General features: G+C 66.0%; 16 protein-coding genes. 5 read left to right on the top strand and 11 right to left on the bottom strand.

What is annotated here, in order from left to right; all coding sequences use genetic code 11:
- Positions 1–27: 27 nt before the first annotated feature.
- A complete protein-coding gene (locus K2O51_RS03865) occupies positions 28–1641 on the bottom strand; it encodes a glycosyltransferase family 39 protein (protein ID WP_220630511.1) in 1614 nt (537 codons plus the stop codon).
- 377 nt (positions 1642–2018) lie between these two features.
- Here K2O51_RS03865 and K2O51_RS03860 point away from each other — a divergent pair, with 377 nt between their 5' ends.
- The 4 genes from K2O51_RS03860 to K2O51_RS03845 all read left to right on the top strand — a co-directional run bounded on the left by K2O51_RS03860 (position 2019) and on the right by K2O51_RS03845 (position 6097).
- Positions 2019–2798, top strand: coding sequence for a GntR family transcriptional regulator (locus K2O51_RS03860; RefSeq protein WP_140948773.1), 780 nt, complete (start codon positions 2019–2021; stop codon positions 2796–2798).
- Between the two features lie 34 nt (positions 2799–2832).
- A complete protein-coding gene (locus tag K2O51_RS03855) occupies positions 2833–4377 on the top strand; it encodes an acetolactate synthase large subunit (RefSeq protein WP_220630655.1) in 1545 nt (514 codons plus the stop codon).
- 146 nt (positions 4378–4523) lie between these two features.
- The gene (locus K2O51_RS03850) at positions 4524–4919 is read left to right on the top strand and encodes a Zn-ribbon domain-containing OB-fold protein (protein ID WP_011299636.1); all 396 of its coding nucleotides are present in this window, start codon (positions 4524–4526) and stop codon (positions 4917–4919) included.
- A gap of 5 nt (positions 4920–4924) precedes the next feature.
- Positions 4925–6097: a thiolase gene (locus K2O51_RS03845; RefSeq protein WP_011299637.1), complete on the top strand. Its 1173-nt coding sequence runs from the start codon at positions 4925–4927 to the stop codon at positions 6095–6097.
- A gap of 97 nt (positions 6098–6194) precedes the next feature.
- Here the strand turns inward: K2O51_RS03845 and K2O51_RS03840 are convergent, their stop codons facing one another.
- Genes K2O51_RS03840 through K2O51_RS03820 form a run of 5 tightly spaced genes read right to left on the bottom strand, consistent with a single transcriptional unit; the run spans position 6195 to position 11519 of the window.
- Positions 6195–7196: a tripartite tricarboxylate transporter substrate binding protein gene (locus K2O51_RS03840; RefSeq protein WP_220630510.1), complete on the bottom strand. Its 1002-nt coding sequence runs from the start codon at positions 7194–7196 to the stop codon at positions 6195–6197.
- A 29-nt stretch (positions 7197–7225) separates the two neighbouring features.
- Positions 7226–8803 carry a fatty acid--CoA ligase gene (locus K2O51_RS03835; RefSeq protein ID WP_220630509.1) on the bottom strand — a complete coding sequence of 526 codons (1578 nt, stop codon included), beginning with the start codon at positions 8801–8803 and terminating at the stop codon, positions 7226–7228.
- A 20-nt stretch (positions 8804–8823) separates the two neighbouring features.
- Positions 8824–10104, bottom strand: a complete 1281-nt coding sequence (locus K2O51_RS03830) for an acyl-CoA dehydrogenase family protein (protein ID WP_011299640.1) — start codon at positions 10102–10104, stop codon at positions 8824–8826.
- Positions 10105–10485: a DUF6285 domain-containing protein gene (locus tag K2O51_RS03825; RefSeq protein ID WP_220630508.1), complete on the bottom strand. Its 381-nt coding sequence runs from the start codon at positions 10483–10485 to the stop codon at positions 10105–10107.
- Positions 10485–11519: a phosphotransferase family protein gene (locus tag K2O51_RS03820; RefSeq protein WP_245001831.1), complete on the bottom strand. Its 1035-nt coding sequence runs from the start codon at positions 11517–11519 to the stop codon at positions 10485–10487. Before K2O51_RS03820 ends, K2O51_RS03825 begins: the two co-directional genes overlap by 1 nt.
- A 141-nt stretch (positions 11520–11660) precedes the next feature.
- On the opposite strand from K2O51_RS03820, the gene K2O51_RS03815 reads away from it, so the two are divergent.
- Positions 11661–12308, top strand: a complete 648-nt coding sequence (locus K2O51_RS03815) for a TetR/AcrR family transcriptional regulator (RefSeq protein ID WP_011299643.1) — start codon at positions 11661–11663, stop codon at positions 12306–12308.
- Here K2O51_RS03815 and bcsR read toward each other — a convergent pair.
- The 5 genes from bcsR to K2O51_RS03790 are packed head-to-tail and all read right to left on the bottom strand — an operon-like array spanning position 12305 to position 17671.
- Positions 12305–12520: a BcsR/BcsP family cellulose biosynthesis protein gene (gene bcsR, locus K2O51_RS03810; RefSeq protein ID WP_041680109.1), complete on the bottom strand. Its 216-nt coding sequence runs from the start codon at positions 12518–12520 to the stop codon at positions 12305–12307. The genes K2O51_RS03815 and bcsR overlap by 4 nt on opposite strands.
- Entirely contained in the window at positions 12517–14085 is a 1569-nt protein-coding gene (gene bcsG, locus K2O51_RS03805; RefSeq protein WP_220630507.1) for a cellulose biosynthesis protein BcsG, read from the bottom strand. Before bcsG ends, bcsR begins: the two co-directional genes overlap by 4 nt.
- Before the next feature lie 30 nt (positions 14086–14115).
- Positions 14116–16683 carry a UDP-forming cellulose synthase catalytic subunit gene (gene bcsA / locus K2O51_RS03800; protein ID WP_220630506.1) on the bottom strand — a complete coding sequence of 856 codons (2568 nt, stop codon included), beginning with the start codon at positions 16681–16683 and terminating at the stop codon, positions 14116–14118.
- The gene (gene bcsQ / locus K2O51_RS03795) at positions 16680–17471 is read right to left on the bottom strand and encodes a cellulose biosynthesis protein BcsQ (protein ID WP_011299647.1); all 792 of its coding nucleotides are present in this window, start codon (positions 17469–17471) and stop codon (positions 16680–16682) included. The genes bcsA and bcsQ overlap by 4 nt, the downstream gene beginning before the upstream one ends.
- On the bottom strand, positions 17468–17671 hold the full coding sequence (locus tag K2O51_RS03790; RefSeq protein WP_220630505.1) for a hypothetical protein: 204 nt from the start codon (positions 17669–17671) through the stop codon (positions 17468–17470). Before K2O51_RS03790 ends, bcsQ begins: the two co-directional genes overlap by 4 nt.
- Positions 17672–17677: the final 6 nt, after the last annotated feature.

The following is a 17677-nucleotide window of genomic DNA, read 5'->3' as shown; positions in this document are numbered from 1 at the left end:
CGCGCGTTCCCTGGGGAAGATACCGGGTCAGCGGCTCGTTGCGAGCCGCTCGCCGTGGTCCGGCGTGGCCGTCTTAGACGGGAGCAGGAACGCGATGCCGACCTGATGGACGGAGGCCGGTCCGCGCACGGAAACATCGGGCTGCAGTGCCGCGCCGGGAAACTGCTCGGCAATGATGGGCGGGATGTCGGCGCCCTCGCTTGCGGCATCCCAGACCAGGACTGCGCCCTCCTTTTTTAGCTTTTCCGGTGTCACCCACGGGTTGAACCGATACCCGCCATGCACGAACAAGGCGGACGGCCGGTCATCGGAGTAGAACGCGGCATTGCCGGCATACCATGTATCCCCGATCACGTACTTCATCGGGGTTCCTGTCTCGGCATGCCATCTGTCTGTCACCTCCGCGGCGAGCGATCGCCCGGGGAAATGGCTGCGGTTTTCCTTGCCCATAACATATGGCCGGGCCACTTGTTCCAGCGTGAACAGCAGCGCCGGAAGCAGCAGCACGGCGATCCATGCCCGACCAAAGGTACGCAAGCGCTGGGCCGTGAGCACCGGGCGGATCGAGGTGGCGATGAATAGTCCCACGTAGCACAACAGCGGCGCTGCCCACATGACCCGCGGGGGCCTTTGCGTCATGGCCGAAAGGATCACCGAGAAGACGATCGGACCAAAGGCCAGCGCCGCAAGGTAGGCACGGTCAAACTCGCGCGAATCCGACGGCGATTGCGGATTGGGGTTCTTCCAGCGCCAGAGCATCAGCGCGAGCAGCAGCATCGGGATCAGTGCGGCAAGCTGCGCCCCGATAAACGAGGAAAGCCTGGCCACATAATGCAGCCCGTTCGTTGCCTCAGGCGCCCGTCTCGCAACATATTCGATCGAGATAAAGCCACTGTCCACGATCCAGGCCATATGCGGCAGAAAGGTGAGAAGCGCCGTAGCTACCAGAACCCACGGACCCGCCTCGGCGAGACGGCGGCGTGCCACCGGGTGTAGCAGCACAAAGATGGCCATGGGGATGAGATAAGCCCCCATCGAGTAGCGGGCCCATAGTCCCAGGCCGGCAACGAATCCGGCCAGGCACCAGTCGCGAAGCCGGTTGTCGGTCAATGCGCGATGCAACAGCCAACCGAACAGCGCCGCAAACGGCATCTGCAGGACAATGTCGTTGAATTCGGGAGTGGGAAAGTTGAAGTAATAGATACCCTCGAGCAGAAGGGCACCCAGCAGTGCCTCACGCCTGGAGGCGATACGGCAACCCAGCTGCCAGACAGAGACGAACACGGTCCCGATGCAGACCTGTGCGGCAAGATAGCAGGCCCACAGATTCTTGCCCGGCCACACGGTCAGGGCTTCGGTCACCCACGGCCAGAGTGGGGGATCCTTCTCGTAACCGAGTTGCCACTCATGCCCCCACGCCAGCGCTTCGATGATGTCCAGCGAAGCGTTTTTCAGCAGCAGGCTTGGCAACAGCGTCCACAGGATCATGTGGGCGAGCAGCGCGATGACAAAAATGCTGGCGGCGGACTGCTGTTGCGCGAGCTTATTCGCGAGAAGAGGCCACTTCTGGACGGTAGTCGGCAAAGCGGTGCCGACTTGAGCGGCGTTTCCCCGACCTGATAAAGCTGAAAAATCTTCCACGTCTGTCCTGGCGTCCTGCGAGGGCGCAGGGATTCGGTCTTAGTCTCCCGCATCCACCGTGATGCGAATCCACGCGGTTCCGGACTGGCAACCGTTTTTGGCTGTGGGATTATCTCAGTACATTACAGATGATTACAAAGCGCGAATGTGCGAGTTGACGCATTAAGAACAAGGTGTTAATCGGCGGTCCAATGCTCCTTGGAGTGTCACATTTCCCTCCATCCCTCGCAGACATGGTGTGGATCAAGGAGCGCTTCGGGTGGTAAACCCTAGTAGTCTAGGTTTATATACCTTTATAAAGTTTCGGCACGCCGCCCCGCGTATAAATGTGCCTGGGCGGCCTTTGCAACAGACAGGCGAATCAGCCTGGACTTCCCATGCCGGAACACCCTTCGACCGAACTCCTTTCCCGCAGCCGCCAGCCCGTCTATCTGCAGCTGGCGACCATCTTCCGTCGGCAGATCGAAAGCGGCGCCTGGGTGCCCGGCGCGCAGATCCCGTCGCTCGACGCGCTGTGCCGCCAGTACGGCGTGGCGCGAATGACCATGCACCAGGCGCTGTCGATGCTCGACGAGGAGGGTCTGCTGGAGCGCTCGCGGGGCCGTGGGACATTCGTCAAGGCGGGCAGCCGGACGCAGCGGCGCGTGTCGCTATCCACTAGCTGGGACGAGGCTGTCGCCGTTGGCGATGCCATTGATACGGAAGCGTTGGTCGAATCCCGCGGGAACGTGGCGTTGCCCGCTGACCTTGGCCTGCCATGCAGCGGGCAGCGTGCCGCCGAATACCATTTCCTGCGCCGCCTGCATCGCGCAGACGGGCGGCCTTTTGCGATGTGCGAGGTGTACATCGAGGCCGGCGTCTTCGCACGCGAGCCCGATGCCTTCCGGCATGGCGCTTCGGTGCAGGTACTCGACCGTTTTCCCGGCCTGCAGGTCAGCGCGGCGCGACAGCGCCTGACCATTGTCGCGGCCGGGGCGGAATCCGCGGTCGGGCTCGATCTTGCCGTGGGCTCGCCAGTGGCCGAACTACGCCGCTACGCCTGCGTCGACGATGTGATCGTCTACTACGCCCGCATCGAATTCCCCACGGAGTTCGTCTGTCTCGATTTTGATCTGCTGGCCTCCTCCGGCCCGCAGTCTGATGCCAACCCGTCTTGAATCACGAAACCGACTCATGGAAACTTCCCAAGCGATGAACGGCGCCGAAAGCCTGGTCAAGACTCTGCTGTCCAGCGGTGTGGATACCTGCTTTGCCAATCCCGGCACGAGCGAAATGCACTTCGTCGCGGCGCTCGACCGTATTCCCGGCATGCGCTGCGTGCTGGGATTGTTCGAAGGCGTGGTGACTGGGGCCGCCGACGGCTATGCACGCATGGCGGACAAGCCGGCCGCCACGCTGCTGCACTGCGGCCCGGGACTGGCGAATGGCCTGGCCAATCTGCACAATGCCCGCCGCGCGCAGACGCCGGTCGTGAACATCATCGGTGACCAGGCGACTTACCATCGCCCGCTCGACGCGCCGCTCACCGCCGATACCGAAGGCTGGGCCCGCCCGGTCTCGGTGTGGACGCGCACGGCGACGCGCGCAGCCTCGGTGGGGGCGGACGCCGCCGCGGCCGTGCAGGCGGCCCGCGCTGCGCCAGGCGGCGTGGCCAGCCTGATCCTGCCGTCGGATGTGTGCTGGGACGCCGGCGGTGAAGTGGCCGCGCCGCTGCCGCCGCTGCCTGTGCCGAAGGTCGCGCCGGATGCGGTGCAGAACGCCGCGCGCGTGCTGCGCTCTGGCCAGCCCACGCTGATTGTGCTCGCAGGCAGCGCATTGCGCGAAGCGCCGCTGGCCGATGCACACCGCATCGCCGCCGCCATGCAGGCAAGGCTGATCACGCCGATGTCCAACGCACGCGTATCGCGGGGGAGAGGGCGCCTGGCAGTGGACCGCATTCCTTACTCCGGCGATGTAGCGCGTGACAGGCTCGCCGGCATCCGCAATGTGATTCTTGTCGGTGCCCAGGCGCCTGTGACGTTCTTCGCCTATCCGGGCAAGTCGCCGCGGCCTTATCCGGAAGATGCGGTCGTGCACGTGCTGGCCCGCGAGGAAGAAGACCTCGCCGATGCTCTGGCTCGCCTTGCCGACGAAGTGGGCGGACGAAACGTGGGGCTGCCGGCATCTGCCGCGGTGGCGCCTGCCGACATTGCGCGCGGCGCCGTCACATCGGAAGCCGTGGCCAGGACACTGACCGCGCTGCTGCCCGAACAGGCCATCGTGGTGGAGGAGAGCGTCAGTTTCGGGCGTGCGTTCTATCCGGGGACCGTGAACGCTGCGCCACATGACTGGCTGCAGCTCACGGGCGGCGCGATCGGCGCCGGCCTGCCGCTGGCCACCGGTGCCGCCGTGGCCGCGCCCGGTCGCCGCGTGGTCGCATTGCAGGCCGATGGTTCCGGCATGTACACGCTGCAGTCGCTGTGGACCATGGCGCGCGAGCAGCTCGACGTCACGGTCGTGCTGCTGGCCAACCGCAAATACGCGATCCTGCTCGGCGAGCTGGCCGGTGTCGGCGCCAATCCGGGCAAGACCGCGCTCGACATGCTCGACATCGGCAACCCCGACCTGAACTGGGTGCAGATGGCCAACGGCATGGGTGTGGAAGGTGCGCGCGCGCACGACATGGAGACCTTTGCCGACCTGTTCCGCATGGCCAACCAGCGCAAGGGGCCGTTCCTGATCGAGCTGGTGATCTGAGCGCCGGCACGCCTCGGCAAAGCAGGCTTTCCGCATTCGGGAATCCTGCCTTTGGCAGATGCGAATTGCTGCACCGCGCATAGTGCGGCAATCTGGCAGCTGTGCCATGGAAGCCCCGTGGCGGCATCATTTGTGAAGGAGACACCATGCCCCAAGAAGGATCGGCAGCGGGTCCGGACAAGGTCTATGCGGAAATGCTCGCCGCCGGCCAATTCCGCATCCAGCACTGCCAGGACTGCAAGAAGCACGTTTTTTTCCCGCGCAACATCTGCCCGCACTGCGGCGGTGACGCGCTCGACTGGACCGAGCCGGAGGGCACGGGCACGGTCTACTCCACCAGCGTGATCCGTCGCAAGGCGGAGGCCGGCGGCGACTACAACATCGTGCTGGTCGACCTGGACGAAGGCGTGCGCATGATGAGCCGGGTCGAAGGCATTGCGCCGACGTCTGTGCGCATCGGCATGCGCGTCAAGGCGCGCGTGGCGCCTGGCAAGGCAGAAGGCGAGCCCGCTCTCGTCGTGTTCGATCCGGTGGAGGGCTAAGCAAAATGAGTCTGTCTTCTTTGCGCGGCAGCGTCGCCATCGTCGGCGTGGGCCAGGCAGGCCTGGGCGAAGCCCATGGCAAGACTGAAATGGAAATCCTCGTGGAGGCCGCCAAGGCCGCCGTGAAGGATGCGGGCATGTCGATGCGCGACATCGATGGCATCGCCACCGCGAGCGTCGGCGCCACCATGTGGGTGATGCCGGTGGCCGAGTACCTCGGCATCAAGCCGAAGTTCGTCGACAGCACCATGATCGGCGGCTCGAGCTTCGTCTCGCACATGCTGCCCGCCATGATGGCGCTCGAAGCCGGCCTGTGCGACGCGGTGCTGGTCTGCTACGGCAGCAACCAGCGCACCTCGACGGTGGGCCGTGCCGGCATCAGCAAAGTGCGCGCCGTGCTCGACCCGCAGCCGTACGAGAATCCGTACCAGCCGCTGAGCCCGATCACGTCCTATGCACTGGCTGCCGCACGCCACATGCATCAGTACGGCACCACGCGCGAACACCTGGCTGAAGTGGCCGTGGCCGCGCGCAAATGGGCGCAGCTCAATCCGGAAGCGCAGATGCGCGATCCGCTTTCTATCGAAGACGTGCTCAACGCGCGCATGGTGTCGGACCCGCTGTCCGTGCGTGACTGCTGCCTCGTGACCGACGGTGCCGGCGCCTACGTGATGGTCCGCGCCGACCGCGCCAAGGACATGGCGAAGCCGCCGGTCTACGTGCTCGGCAACGCGACAGCAACGTGGCACCGCCAGATCTCGTGCATGCCCGACGTCACCGTCACGGCAGCCAAGGAATCCGGCGAGCGCGCCTTCGCGATGGCCGGCCTCAAGCCGTCGGATGTCGATGTGGCCGAGTTGTACGACGCGTTCACGATCAACACGCTGCTGTTCCTCGAAGACCTTGGCTTCTGCCCGAAGGGCGAGGGCGGTCACTTCGTCAGTGGCGGTGGCATCGCCCCGGGCGGCCGCCTGCCGGTGAACACCAACGGTGGCGGTCTGTCTTGCGTGCATCCGGGCATGTACGGCATGTTCATCACGATAGAAGCCGTGCGCCAGCTGCGTGGCGAATGCGGTGACCGCCAGGTCAAGGACGCGGAAGTTGCCGTGGTCCACGGCAACGGCGGCACGCTGTCGAGCCAGGCAACGGCGATCCTGGGGACGGCCGCCACGCTGTAAGGCGATCCGGGTTTAAAGGGAAGAAGGCGCAACGGCGGGGAAGTCCAATCGGATTTCCCCGCCGTTGTGTTTTTGGCGGATGCGGTGGCGCCGGCTGTCAGTCGGCGAGCCGGATGCCTAGCTCCTCGACAAAGCGCTTGTCGCTGGCAAATTGCGTTTGCGCATACTGGCGGTACTCGGCGGTGCCCAGGTAGACGTTCGGCATCGATTCCGCCTGCAACGCCTGCTGGTAACCGGGGTCGGACAGCGATGCCTTGAACGCGTCATGCAATGCCTGCACGACTGCAGGGGGCATGCCCTTCGGGCCGGCCAGCCCGACCTCGGACTGGATAGCGATGTCATAGCCCAGCTCCTTGAGCGTTGGCACCTGCGGCCAGCGTTTCAGGCGCTCATTCAGCGCAACGGCGAGCAGCCGCACCTTGCCGCTTTCGGCCATGGCCCCCCAACCCGCTTCGATCATCGCGTCGACATGGCCGCCGATCAGCGCGACCAGCGCGTCCGCGCCGCCCTTGAACGGTACGAAGTTGACCTTGATGCCGGCCATCTTCGCGAGCCGTTCCGTGGCGATATGGCCCGAGGTGCCATTGCCGACCGATGCGATGCTGAGCTTGCCGGGATTGGCGCGGGCATAGGCGATCAGGTCTTCCACACGCTTCCAACGCGAGTCCGCGGCCACCGACACGCCATACACATAGCTGTTGAGACCCATGATGAACGTAAAGTCGGTCAGCGCGTTGTACGAAACGCGCTGGATATGCGGCAGCCGGAACAGCGCCGCATTGATGACGGAGATCGTGTAGCCGTCCGGCGCGGCGGTGCGCGCCATGGTGGCAGGTCCGAGCGTGCCGCCCACGCCGGGCTGGTTGACGATGACGATCGGCTGGCCCAATCGCTTCGACGTCGCGAGCGCCAGCGAGCGCATCTGCACATCGGTGGCGCCGCCCGCCGGATACGGCACGATCAGCGTGACGGGTTTGGCCGGAAAAGCCTGTGCACGCGCGGCCGGCGCATGCAGGGTAGCCGCAGCGCCGCCCAGCAGCAGGCTCGCCGGGGCCAGCTTCAGGAACTGGCGGCGCGGATGTCGGAAAGTGTGGTTCATGAAAGCAAATCCTGTTTAGTCCGCCGGCCTCAGTTGACCCGGCGCGTATAGCCTTGCCAGTACGGTTCGCGCAATTGGCGCCGCAGCACCTTGCCCGACGGATTGCGCGGCAGCGCATCGACGAAATCGATGCTCTTGGGCAACTTGAATCCCGCCAGCCGTTCGCGCGCCCACTGCAGGATGTCTCGCGCATCTGGCGTGGCGCCGTCGCGCGGCACGACGATGGCCTTCACCGCCTCGCCCCATCGGGCGTCGGGCACGCCGATCACGGCGACTTCGGCTACATGCGGGTGGCCATAGATCGCGTTCTCGACTTCCGCGGGGTAGACGTTCTCGCCGCCGCTGATGATCATGTCCTTTACGCGATCGTGGATATAGAGGTAGTCGTCCGCGTCCATGTAGCCAGCATCGCCAGTGCGCAGCCATCCGTCGGCATCGATCGCGCGTGCGGTCTCTTCGGGCTGCTTCCAGTAGCCGGCCATGGTCTGCAAGGAACGCACGATGACCTCGCCGACTTCGCCAGGCGGCACGTGTTTGCCCGCCGCGTCGACCACCGCCACTTCGGCCCACGGCAGTGCCCGGCCGGCGGCGCGCAGCAGCGCGGTGTTGCCGCTCGCATGGTCCTCCGGCATCAATCCGGTCACGCTGCCGGTGGTCTCGGTCATGCCATAGGTCTGCACGAAGCCGCAGCCGAACACTTCCATGCCTTCGCGCAGCAAGTCGGCCGGCATCGGCGCGGAACCGTAGATCAGGTAGCGCAAGCGCGAATAGTTCACCTGCCGCGCACGTGGATCGCGCAGCACGATCTGAATTGCCGACGGCACCAGGAACAGCTTGCTGATGCGGTCGTTGGCGATGAAGTCGAGCACGCGGCGCGGATCGAAGTCGCGGACCACGATACCCTTCGCGCCCGCCAGCAGTCCGCGCAGGCCCCAGCCTGTGCCGCCGATGTGGGCGACCGGCATGGCCACGAGCGAGACATCGTCGGGCACCCAGCGCAGCCAGGCGATGTTCTCGCGCTCGGCGATGATCGCGCTGACGGTCAGGTTGCGGTGCGTGAGCATCGCGCCCTTCGGGCGGCCGGTGGTGCCCGACGTGTAGAGCTGCAGCACGACGTCGTCAGGCCGGCTGACGTGCGTCGGCGGCGTGGTGGCCTGTCCGTCGCGCCAGTCCTGGTATGCGGGCCAGTCGACCACGGCGTCTTCCATGGCTACTACTCCGCGCAGCGCGGGCAGCTGCGATGCGATCGACTGTGCGAGTTCGACCGATTCGTTGCCAACGAACAGCAGCGCCGCATCGCAATGGGCGGCGATGTACTCCACCTCCGGCGCGGCGAGCCGCCAGCTGATCGGCGTTATCACGACGCCCGCCTTGGCAGCGCCGATCAGCAGCTCGAAGTAGTGGTCGCAGTTCTTGCCCAGGTACGCAATGCGGTCGCCCGGTGCCAGCCCCGCAGCCAGCAGGCCGTTGGCGACGCGGTCCGTATGCGTGCCGAATGCGCCGTATGTGGTTTCCCTGCCTTCGAATACATAGGCAATCTGCGTCTTCTGCACGCGCGCCAGATGCTGCACGGCGCGCGGCAGTGTGGCCAAATGGTCCACGTTCATCTAGGTCTCCGTCCCTTCGTTCAGGCTTTCGATTCGCGGCTGATATAGCCGAACAGGTAAGCCGCCACCTTGCGCATCTGGATCTCGTCCGAGCCTTCGGTAATGCGGTAGCGGCGGTGGTGACGGTAGATGTGCTCGAACGGCTTGTGGCGCGAATAGCCAATGCCGCCGTGCACCTGCATGGCCAGGTCGGCAGCCTCGCAGCACAGGCGGTTGGCGGTGTAGTTGCACATCGAGACCTTGTCCGAGAGCTGCTTCTCCACCTCCTTCTTCGGGATGCGGTCCATCTCCCATGCGGTCTGGCGGATAAACGCACGCAGCATCTGCGCACGCGTGGCCAGCTCGACCAACGGGAACTGTATGCCCTGGTTGCGCGCGAGTTCCTGCCCGAACGGCTTGCGCTCGCGCGCATAGCGCACGCTTTCGCGGATGCAGTACTCGGCTGCGCCAAGGCTCGCGGCCGCTTGCCGGATGCGGTTCTCGTGCACGAAATGCTGGGCCACGGATAGCCCCGAACCGGCCTTGGCGAGCACTGCGTCGGCTGGCACCCACACGCCGGTGAAGCTCACGCGCGGGTGGTCCGTCGGCATGTTGAAGGTCCACAGGTACTCTTCCACGCGTACGCCCGCGGTGTCCGACGGCACGAGGAAAGCCGTGATGCCGCGTGCGTCGCCGTCCTCGCCGCTGGTGCGCGCGAAGACCACGCAATGCGTGGCGGTGTGCATGCCCGTGGTCCACATCTTCTCGCCATCGATGCGCCAGCCTTCCTTGCCATCGCGCTTCTCGGGAATGGCACGCGTTGCCATGTGCGTGGCATCGGATCCGTGTTCGGGCTCGGTCAGGCCGAACGCGAGCTTGACGGTTTCATCGAGCATGCCGGGGATAAAGAACGCCTTCTGCGCATCGGTGCCGTAGTCGCGCATGACCAGCACGAACGGCTTGTTGCCGACGATCGAATGCTCGTTCTGCAGGTCGTTATGCAGGCCCAGTCCCTTTGCTGCCAGATGTTCGCGGATCACGGCCATCCACAGGTTGCCGCCTCCCTTGCCGCCGTACTCCGGCGGCAGCGCGAAGCGCAGGTGCCCAGCGCGATCGGCGCGGCGGCGCGCTTCGGCGAGTAGCGCTTCCCATTCGGGACGCGGCAGGCCCTGGTTGTCGAAGTCCGTGCGCGCCCACTCGCGGCGGTGGTCGAAGAAGCGCTGGTTGTCATTTTCGGCTTGCAGTGGGGCAATCTCGGCTTCGATGAAGCGGTCGAGTTCCTCCAGGTAGGCGACGAGTTCTGCGGGAAGCTGGAAATCCATTCATTGCTCCATGGCTTGCAACGCCGCGCGATAGCTGCTGTAGGCAGGCTGGTCGATGGCGAGCTTGTTCAGGGTAGTGGTCCACAGATGCGCGGCGAGGCCGGGCGTCTGCAAATCGATGAGACCGGCGGCGATGGCTTCGCACAGGTGCCGGTTCAGGGCTTCGAGCGTGCCGTCTGCGCCGAGCAGCGCGCGCAGGCGATCGTGTTCGGCCGCATTGGCATCGGGCGCCAGCCGCAGTTCGCGCTCGACGATGTCGAGCACATTGGCGGCAACGCGCGCATCGAAGGCCTCGCGTCCCGACAGCTTCGGGATGGCAGCATGGCGCAGGAAAGCCGTGACCGACCGCAGCAGGTCAGCGGCGTTGGGTGTGTCTTGCATCAGCGTGCTCCCTGGCGCGGCGCCAGCAGGTTCAGCAGGTCGATCTCGGTCTCGGAGCTGCGCCGGCCGATGGCCGCGCGCTCCACGGTACGCGGCGCGCCACCACCGGGCGCCTGCGCCATGCTTTCGCAGCCGATGCCCCATTTGAGCGAGCCGAACACCTCCCAGAAATGCACGCGCGCCGCGTCCACGGTGCCGCCGCCGGCCTCATAGCCGGCGAACAGGTCTTCGCGCGTGCCGAAGCCTCCGACGGGCAGGCTCGTGTGCCCGAAGCGCCAGGAGTTGACGCATAGCCAGCCGAGGTCTTCCATTGGATCGCCGAGATGGGCGAGTTCCCAGTCGAGCACGGCGCGCAGGCCATCCTCGCCGACCATCAGGTTGCCGTTGCGGAAGTCGCCGTGGACGAGCGCTTTGCGCTCGGGAGCGGGGGGCAGATTCCGCTGCAGCCACTGGAAGGCCAGCTCAAAGACAGGCTTGGCAGAGCCGCCAGCGCGGTGGCGTGCGAGGTAGTTCGCGACTTCTTCTGCGGCCGCGGCTTCGCGCAATGGCGGCAAATCCGCGTGCGCGATGCGGTGGATTGCCGCCAGCGCACGCCCGCACTGGTGGGCCAGCACCGTGCGTGCATGCGCCAGGGAGGGATCGCGAACGATGCGTCCGCCCAGTGTTTCGCCGGCGACAAGATCCATGATGAAGCCGTCGCCGATGCCATCGGCAGGCGCAAGCTGTGCCCGCACCACCGGCACCGGCACGCCAGCGCGTGCGGCGCGATCGAGCAAGGCCGCTTCGGTCGCCATGCCAGTGAAGCCTGCGGTGCCGGTGCCCGAAGGGCGCGCCGTTTGCGGCGGACAGCGCCGCAGGATCATCGGTGCAATACCGTCCGCCCGTTCGAGGCTGAAAGACCAGGTTTCCTGGTTGGCGCCACCTGACAGGCGGCGCAGCGCACTGATGCCGGTGGCGCGCGCGTCGAGGCGGCGCGCGATGCGATGCAGGCCCGAGGACAGCATGTCCTCAGACTGCACGGGGGTTGTCTCCACGTTTGTTGTTCTCCCGAATGGCGTCAATGGCGCGGCATGAAGCGCGCCGTTGAATTCATAATCAAGATTATGTTTTTAAGACTAAAGACGCCTGTTAAGCTTGTCAACACTGGGAAAACACGGACACAGACGCCGGCCACGATGAAACAAGCCCTCACGCCCCTGGAAGGTCAGGAAGGATTCGCGGTGCCGCGCTACTCGCGCGGCAAGCGCACGACGGAACGGTTGCTCGAGGCGGGCCGCCGCCTGCTGAAAGACCGCACGCTCGACCAGGTCCCGATCCAGGACATCTGCGCCCACGCCGGCGTAACGACCGGTGCGTTCTACAGTCGCTTCGACGGCAAGGAAAGCTACTTCCGTGCGCTGCAGACGCTGCTGGTGGCGCAGTTGCGTGACGGGATGGCGCAGCGCGTGGCGCTGTTCGACGCGGGCGAGAAGACGCTGCGCGAGGTGGTGGAATCGCTCGCACGCAGCAACCGCATGTGGGCGTACCGCAACGAGGGCGTGCTGCGCGCCTCGCTGATCGAGCGCGCGATCACGGGGGAAGATCCGCTCAAGCGGATGAACCAGGACTACGTGGAGCTGGTGGTGCCACGGCTGGCGCGGCTGCATCCGGCGGGCGCGTCGCCGGAACTGGAAACGCGCATCCGCTTCGCGTATCAGGCGATGGTTGGAACGCTGATCTACACGCTGGTGAACCGGTCAGGCACGTACCGGTTGTCGGACCGCAGGCTGGAAGCAGAAATGGCGCGCGCGTTCTACCTCTACATCACGCAGGAACTCGGCTAGGCGTGGTCGTCGTTCCCGGCCAGCACGGGGACTGCGCTGTCATAGCCGAGCAGGCTCGCCAGTAGCGGCCACCGCTGCGCCGCCGCGCGTGCCGCCTGCAGGTCCTGCTGGTCGAAGTACCGATTCGGATCGAAGCCGGCCACCTCCTTGCCGAGGACGTCGATGTCGCTGCGAGCGAGCGCGAGCCCGCGGGCATTGGCCGGTTTCATCATTTCCCCTCGATCCACACGCCATCGGGCGTGTGCACCATGTATCCGCTTCCGTCGCGCATGGTGACCGTGACTTCGTTTTCGCCGATCATCTGGGTCTGGGGCAGGTCCGCGGCATACTGATCGAGCGTCTGCGCGCCGGGCTGGAACGGGTTCTCTGCCACCAGGTTCGAAATCAGCTGCGACAGCGCCAGATAGCTGGTCGGTGCATCGATCGTCACGGTCTTGCCGGATGGCGACTGGCCTCCGGGCAAGCCGACGAGCTTCACGCCCACCGGCACATGGATGATACGCGGCGTGGGGATTTCGCGCATGCCCGCAATCTGGTTTGCATCGCCGCGCAACGCCGCGCCGTGTTCGGGAACGAACACAATGACCGCCTTGCGCCCCGAACTGGCCACCATGTCGATGACCTTGTCGACATCGCCGAGCACCTTCGACAGCCGCAGCGGATACGATTCCAGGCTCGACATCTTCGTGTCCGGCAAGCGGTTGCCGTCATGCAGCGTCACAGTGTTGTAGTACAGCGCCTGCGGGCCGCCGCCTTCGGCGAGCCGCTTCTTGTACCAGCGCTGCAGTACGTCGAAGTCACCGGCGACAGGGGAGTTGTCGAACGAACGCATGGCGACCGGCAGGCCATCGTTCGATGGCGGTTTCACGCCCGGCACACCGACTTCCTGTTCCACTTCCTGCAGGAAGTTGTCGAAGTGTCCGTCGTGGTTGAGCAGCATCCGCGTGCTGAAGCCTGCATCGGCCAGTGCCGAGAAGATGTGGCATTCGGCCGGCGCCGAATCGTACAGGTCCTTGTGCTGCGGCTGCCCGCACGCAGCGCGCAGCACACGGATGGCTGCCGGGCCGCTGTAGCTGGCGGCCGAACTGAAGTTGGTGAACAAGAAATCGAAGCGCGACAGCAGCGGGTTGTCGCGCGCTTTGGCGACATCCAGGTCATCCCACGACAAGGAGCAGATATGCAGCACGATGATGTCGTACTGCGTATCGGGCGTCGCGGCAAGCGGGCCGAAGTGCACCGAGCGTTGGGCTTCCTGCTGCCGGAACGCGTTCAGGCGGGCATCCCAGCCGGCCTCGCCCGGTGCACCGCCGGCGGCGGCCGTTTCGGTGCCCGCGATGGCCTGCTGTCCGCCGCCGACCACCGGCCCCACCGACAGCACCTGCCACAGCGGCACCAACACCAGCGCCGCGAACACCAGCGTGGTCACGCGTACCCAGCGATTCACCAGCAGGAAGACAACCAGCACAGCCAGCGCCGTGAGCAGCATTTCCCGGCTGACCAGCCGGCCGAGCAGTTCGACCATATACGCAGGCGTGAACGCCTGCAGGTTGGAGAACTGCGATATCGCGCGTTCGAACGGCGGCAGGTTCGATTCCCAGTACAGCAGCGCGGCGCCGGCGACCACCGCCACAACTTGCCGCAGTGCGGCCAGCGCGCGGTTCGGGATGTGGATGGCCAGCGCGAGCGCGAACAGGATATTGAGCAGCCATTGCGGCTCGACCCGTCCGATATGGAACAGGTAGAGCTTGACGATGAAGTAGAGGTTCCAGATTCCCATGTCGGTGTCAGTGAGGTCAGCAGGTCAGCCTCAGGGTTGCCGCGGCCCCACGCGGCCGAAGATGCCGGCGACCGAGGCGCGCGCGGCGTCGACCAGTCGCAGCAGGCCCTGGTATCCCATCTCGATGACTTCCTTCAGTCCATTCAGCGGTACGTCCACGGGCTGCTCGTCGATCCAGTTGATCCACGCGTCGGCGCGGCCGAACGTGCATTGGATCAGCTGCTGTTCGGCCAGCGCGTCCATGTCTTCAAAGCGCACGCCGAGATGGCGGTCCGCATTGCGCGTCACCACGGCGGGGAAGTGGTAGCTGCGCTTGCCGCGCGACAGGCAGACGCCGACCTGTTCCCCTGGATCGACGCGGGTCTCGACAGGCAACATCAGGCCGAGTCCGCCCAGCGAATAGTTCTCGGTCCGGCAGGCCAGCGTGCGTCCATCGGGCAGCAGCAGCGTGGCCGGCACGCGCATGGGAATGCGGTGCGAAATCCGCACCTGCCGCGCCTCGCGCGCGACGCCGATGGCCGCGCCCAGCATCACCAGGTTGAACAGTGCCCATCCCATGTTCATGATCACTGCCGAGGCCTCGAAGCTGTCGTCGAACAGCACACGGCCCGCACCGAGCGCCAGGCCTACGACGTTCAGCGCCAGCAGCAGCACGTAAGGCTTGGAGATAGTCCAGTCAAGGTAGTCTTCCTCGATCTGTCCGCCCTTGGCGGTCACGTTGAACTTGCCGAGGCGCGGGTTGACGAAGGCCATGGTCGTGGGCAGCACGATGTACCACGCCAGCACCGATTCATAGACCTCGGCCCAGAACGAATGCCGGTACCGGCCCTGCAGCCGCGAATTCGTGATGCTGGCGACCATCAGGTATGGGATCACGTAAGCCATGAGCAGTACCGCCGAGGTGTGGATCACGTGCAGCCCGAAATACAGGTAGGCAATCGGCATGGTCAGGAAGATCAGCCGCGGAATGCCGTAGAAGAAATGCAGCATGGCGTTGCTGTAGCACAGCCGCTGGAACAGGTGCAGGCCTTTGCCGAACATCGGGTTGTCGATGCGGAAGATCTGCGCCATGCCGCGCGCCCAGCGGATGCGCTGGCCGATGTGCCCGGCCAGGTTTTCGGTGGCCAGGCCGGCGGCCTGCACCGTGCGCAGGTAGGCGCTGTTGTAGCCGAGCCGGTGCAGCTTGAGCGCGGTATGCGCATCCTCGGTCACGGTCTCGACTGCAATGCCGCCGATCTCGGTCAGCGGCGCGCGCTTGATGACAGCGCAGGAGCCGCAGAAGAACGTCGCGTTCCAGAAATCGTTGCCATCCTGGATCAGGCCGTAGAACAGGCTGCCTTCATTGGGCACGCGGCGGAACGTATCGAAGTTGCGCTCGAACGGGTCCGGCGAGAAGAAGTGGTGCGGCGTCTGCACCATGGCGCAATTCGGGTCTGCCAGGAACTCGCCCATCGTCATCTGCAGGAAGGAGCGCGTGGGAATGTGGTCGCAGTCGAAGATCGCCACGTACTCGCCCGCGGTCTGCTTCAGCGCGGAGTTGATGTTGCCGGCTTTGGCGTGCGTGTGTTCATCGCGCGCCAGGTAATGCACGCCCGCTTCCTCGGCGAAGGCGCGGATCTCTTCGCGGCCGCCGTCGTCGAGCACATAGACGTTCATCTTGCCGGCGGGCCAGTCCATGCTGCGTGCGGCATAGACGGTGGGCTGCAGCACGCGCAACGGTTCGTTGTAGGTCGGGATGAACACATCCACGGTAGGCCAGTCGGCCGGATCCGGCGACAGCGCTGCCGGCCTGCGGTTCAGCGGCCAGATGGTCTGAAGGTACCCGAGGAACAGCACGATCCACGTGTAGAGTTCCGCAATCAGCAGCAGGTAGCCGAACACGGCTTCGACGGTGGTCTCGAAGCGCAGCGTGGTTGTCAGTCGCCACCAGATGTAGCGGCCCGCCATCAGCACCGACAGCGCAGCCATCGACAACGTGGCGAGCCGGCCCGGAATGCGGCGCAGGAAAAAGAGGCCGGTCAGGATCAGCACGACCAGCAGGAACTGGTCGCGCAGCGGCAGGGGGGTGGTGCAGAGCAGGATGCCCGAGACCGCGGCCAGCACCAGCAGGATCGGCATCAGCAGAGGGACCTGTCCGAGTGTGGGCGACAGCGCTTCCAGTCGGTTGGCGATGCCGTGCCAGTCCACCGTGGGCAGGCGCGCCATCAGCCGGTGCCGCAGCCGCTTCACGCGGAAGTAGGCCGGTTCCAGCCAGCTGCGGAACCAGCGCCGCAATGCGCTGGCTTCGGGCGCGGCCTGCGGCTGGCGGCGCTGCCGCAAATCTGCCGCGAGCGGGCGGATCGCACGCGGTGCGCGTAACAGCAGCCGTTGCAGCCAGATGCGAGCACCATGCGCGCGGCCGATCTCGAGGCGCACGTGCGCGCGCTCGCTCAGCCAGACCGCGCAGCGCAGCGGCACGTCGGGCCGTCCCGGCGGCGGGGCACGGAACAGCAGCCGCAGCCACCACAAGCCCGCGGGCGCGCTGACAGAGATGCCGAGTTCCCGCGCGAGTTGGCGGCGCAAGGCCTCCCACATGCCGGATACCGATGGCAGTCTCATGGCGCCACCCCGCGCTGCACCTGGCCGCCGGCCTGTCCCTTGCCGGCGCGTGCGCCGTTCAGCAGCCAGCCTGACACCCACGAGGCCAGTCCCTGCAAGTCATGCGCGGTCTGCGAATGCGGCGTGCTGCGGCAGAAGCATTCGCCGCGGGCCAGCGCTTCGGGCACGCCTGCATCCTCATGGATCTCGTAGGGCAACAGTGCGTCGCCAAGCGTGGCGCGCAGTAGCACGGAGACGTCGGTGTGCAACTGGCGGCCCGGCTGCAAGCGCGTGACGACGTAAGCGCTGGCGATGCCGCCATCGTCGAGCGCCTGGCGCAGCGGCGCGAGCGTAGCGCAGCTTTCCGGCAACGAGGGCAGCAGTACCAGGGCGAGGTCCGCGGCGGCCAGCGCCTGCTCCGCGAACGGCGATGGCCACGGCGCGCTGTCCACGAGTGTCACGGCATCGCCGGCCAGGTCGACGTCCTGCAACAGCCGGCGCAGCCAGTGCGGATCTTCATGCAGGCGCATGGCGATATCCGCGCGCGCGGCGCGCGCGCCCGGCTCGCCCCACGGCACGAACAGCACGCCGTCGTCGCTGCGGTGGCCGCATGCAGCCCAGTCAGCCGTGTTGGACAGGCCCTGGCGCACACGCTCGCGCAGCCCGAAATGAAAGCCGAGCAGGCCGCGCGGGTCGCATTCGATGGCCAGTGGCGCGTGCCCATGCCAGCGCAGCAGCGAAGCGAGTTCCGCCGTGATCGTGGTGCGCCCGGCGCCGCCGACGGCGGAAATGATGGCGATGGTCTTCATTCGCGGCCTCCCGCGATGTCGCGCCACGGCCGACCGCGGATCACGACCGGGCGCAGCTGTGCCGGCAGACGCACGGAACGGCGCGAGCGCGGCAACCGCCAGCGCGGCAGCAGGCGCAGCAGGCGGAAGCGCCAGACCAGCCAGGTGACGGGCACAGCCACAATCACGCCCCAGATGAAATAGCCCAGGAAGATCGCCATGATGGT

The organism is Cupriavidus pinatubonensis (assembly GCF_019602855.1).
Taxonomy (GTDB): Bacteria; Pseudomonadota; Gammaproteobacteria; order Burkholderiales; family Burkholderiaceae; genus Cupriavidus; species Cupriavidus pinatubonensis.
This window is presented reverse-complemented; position numbering and strand designations above follow the sequence as displayed.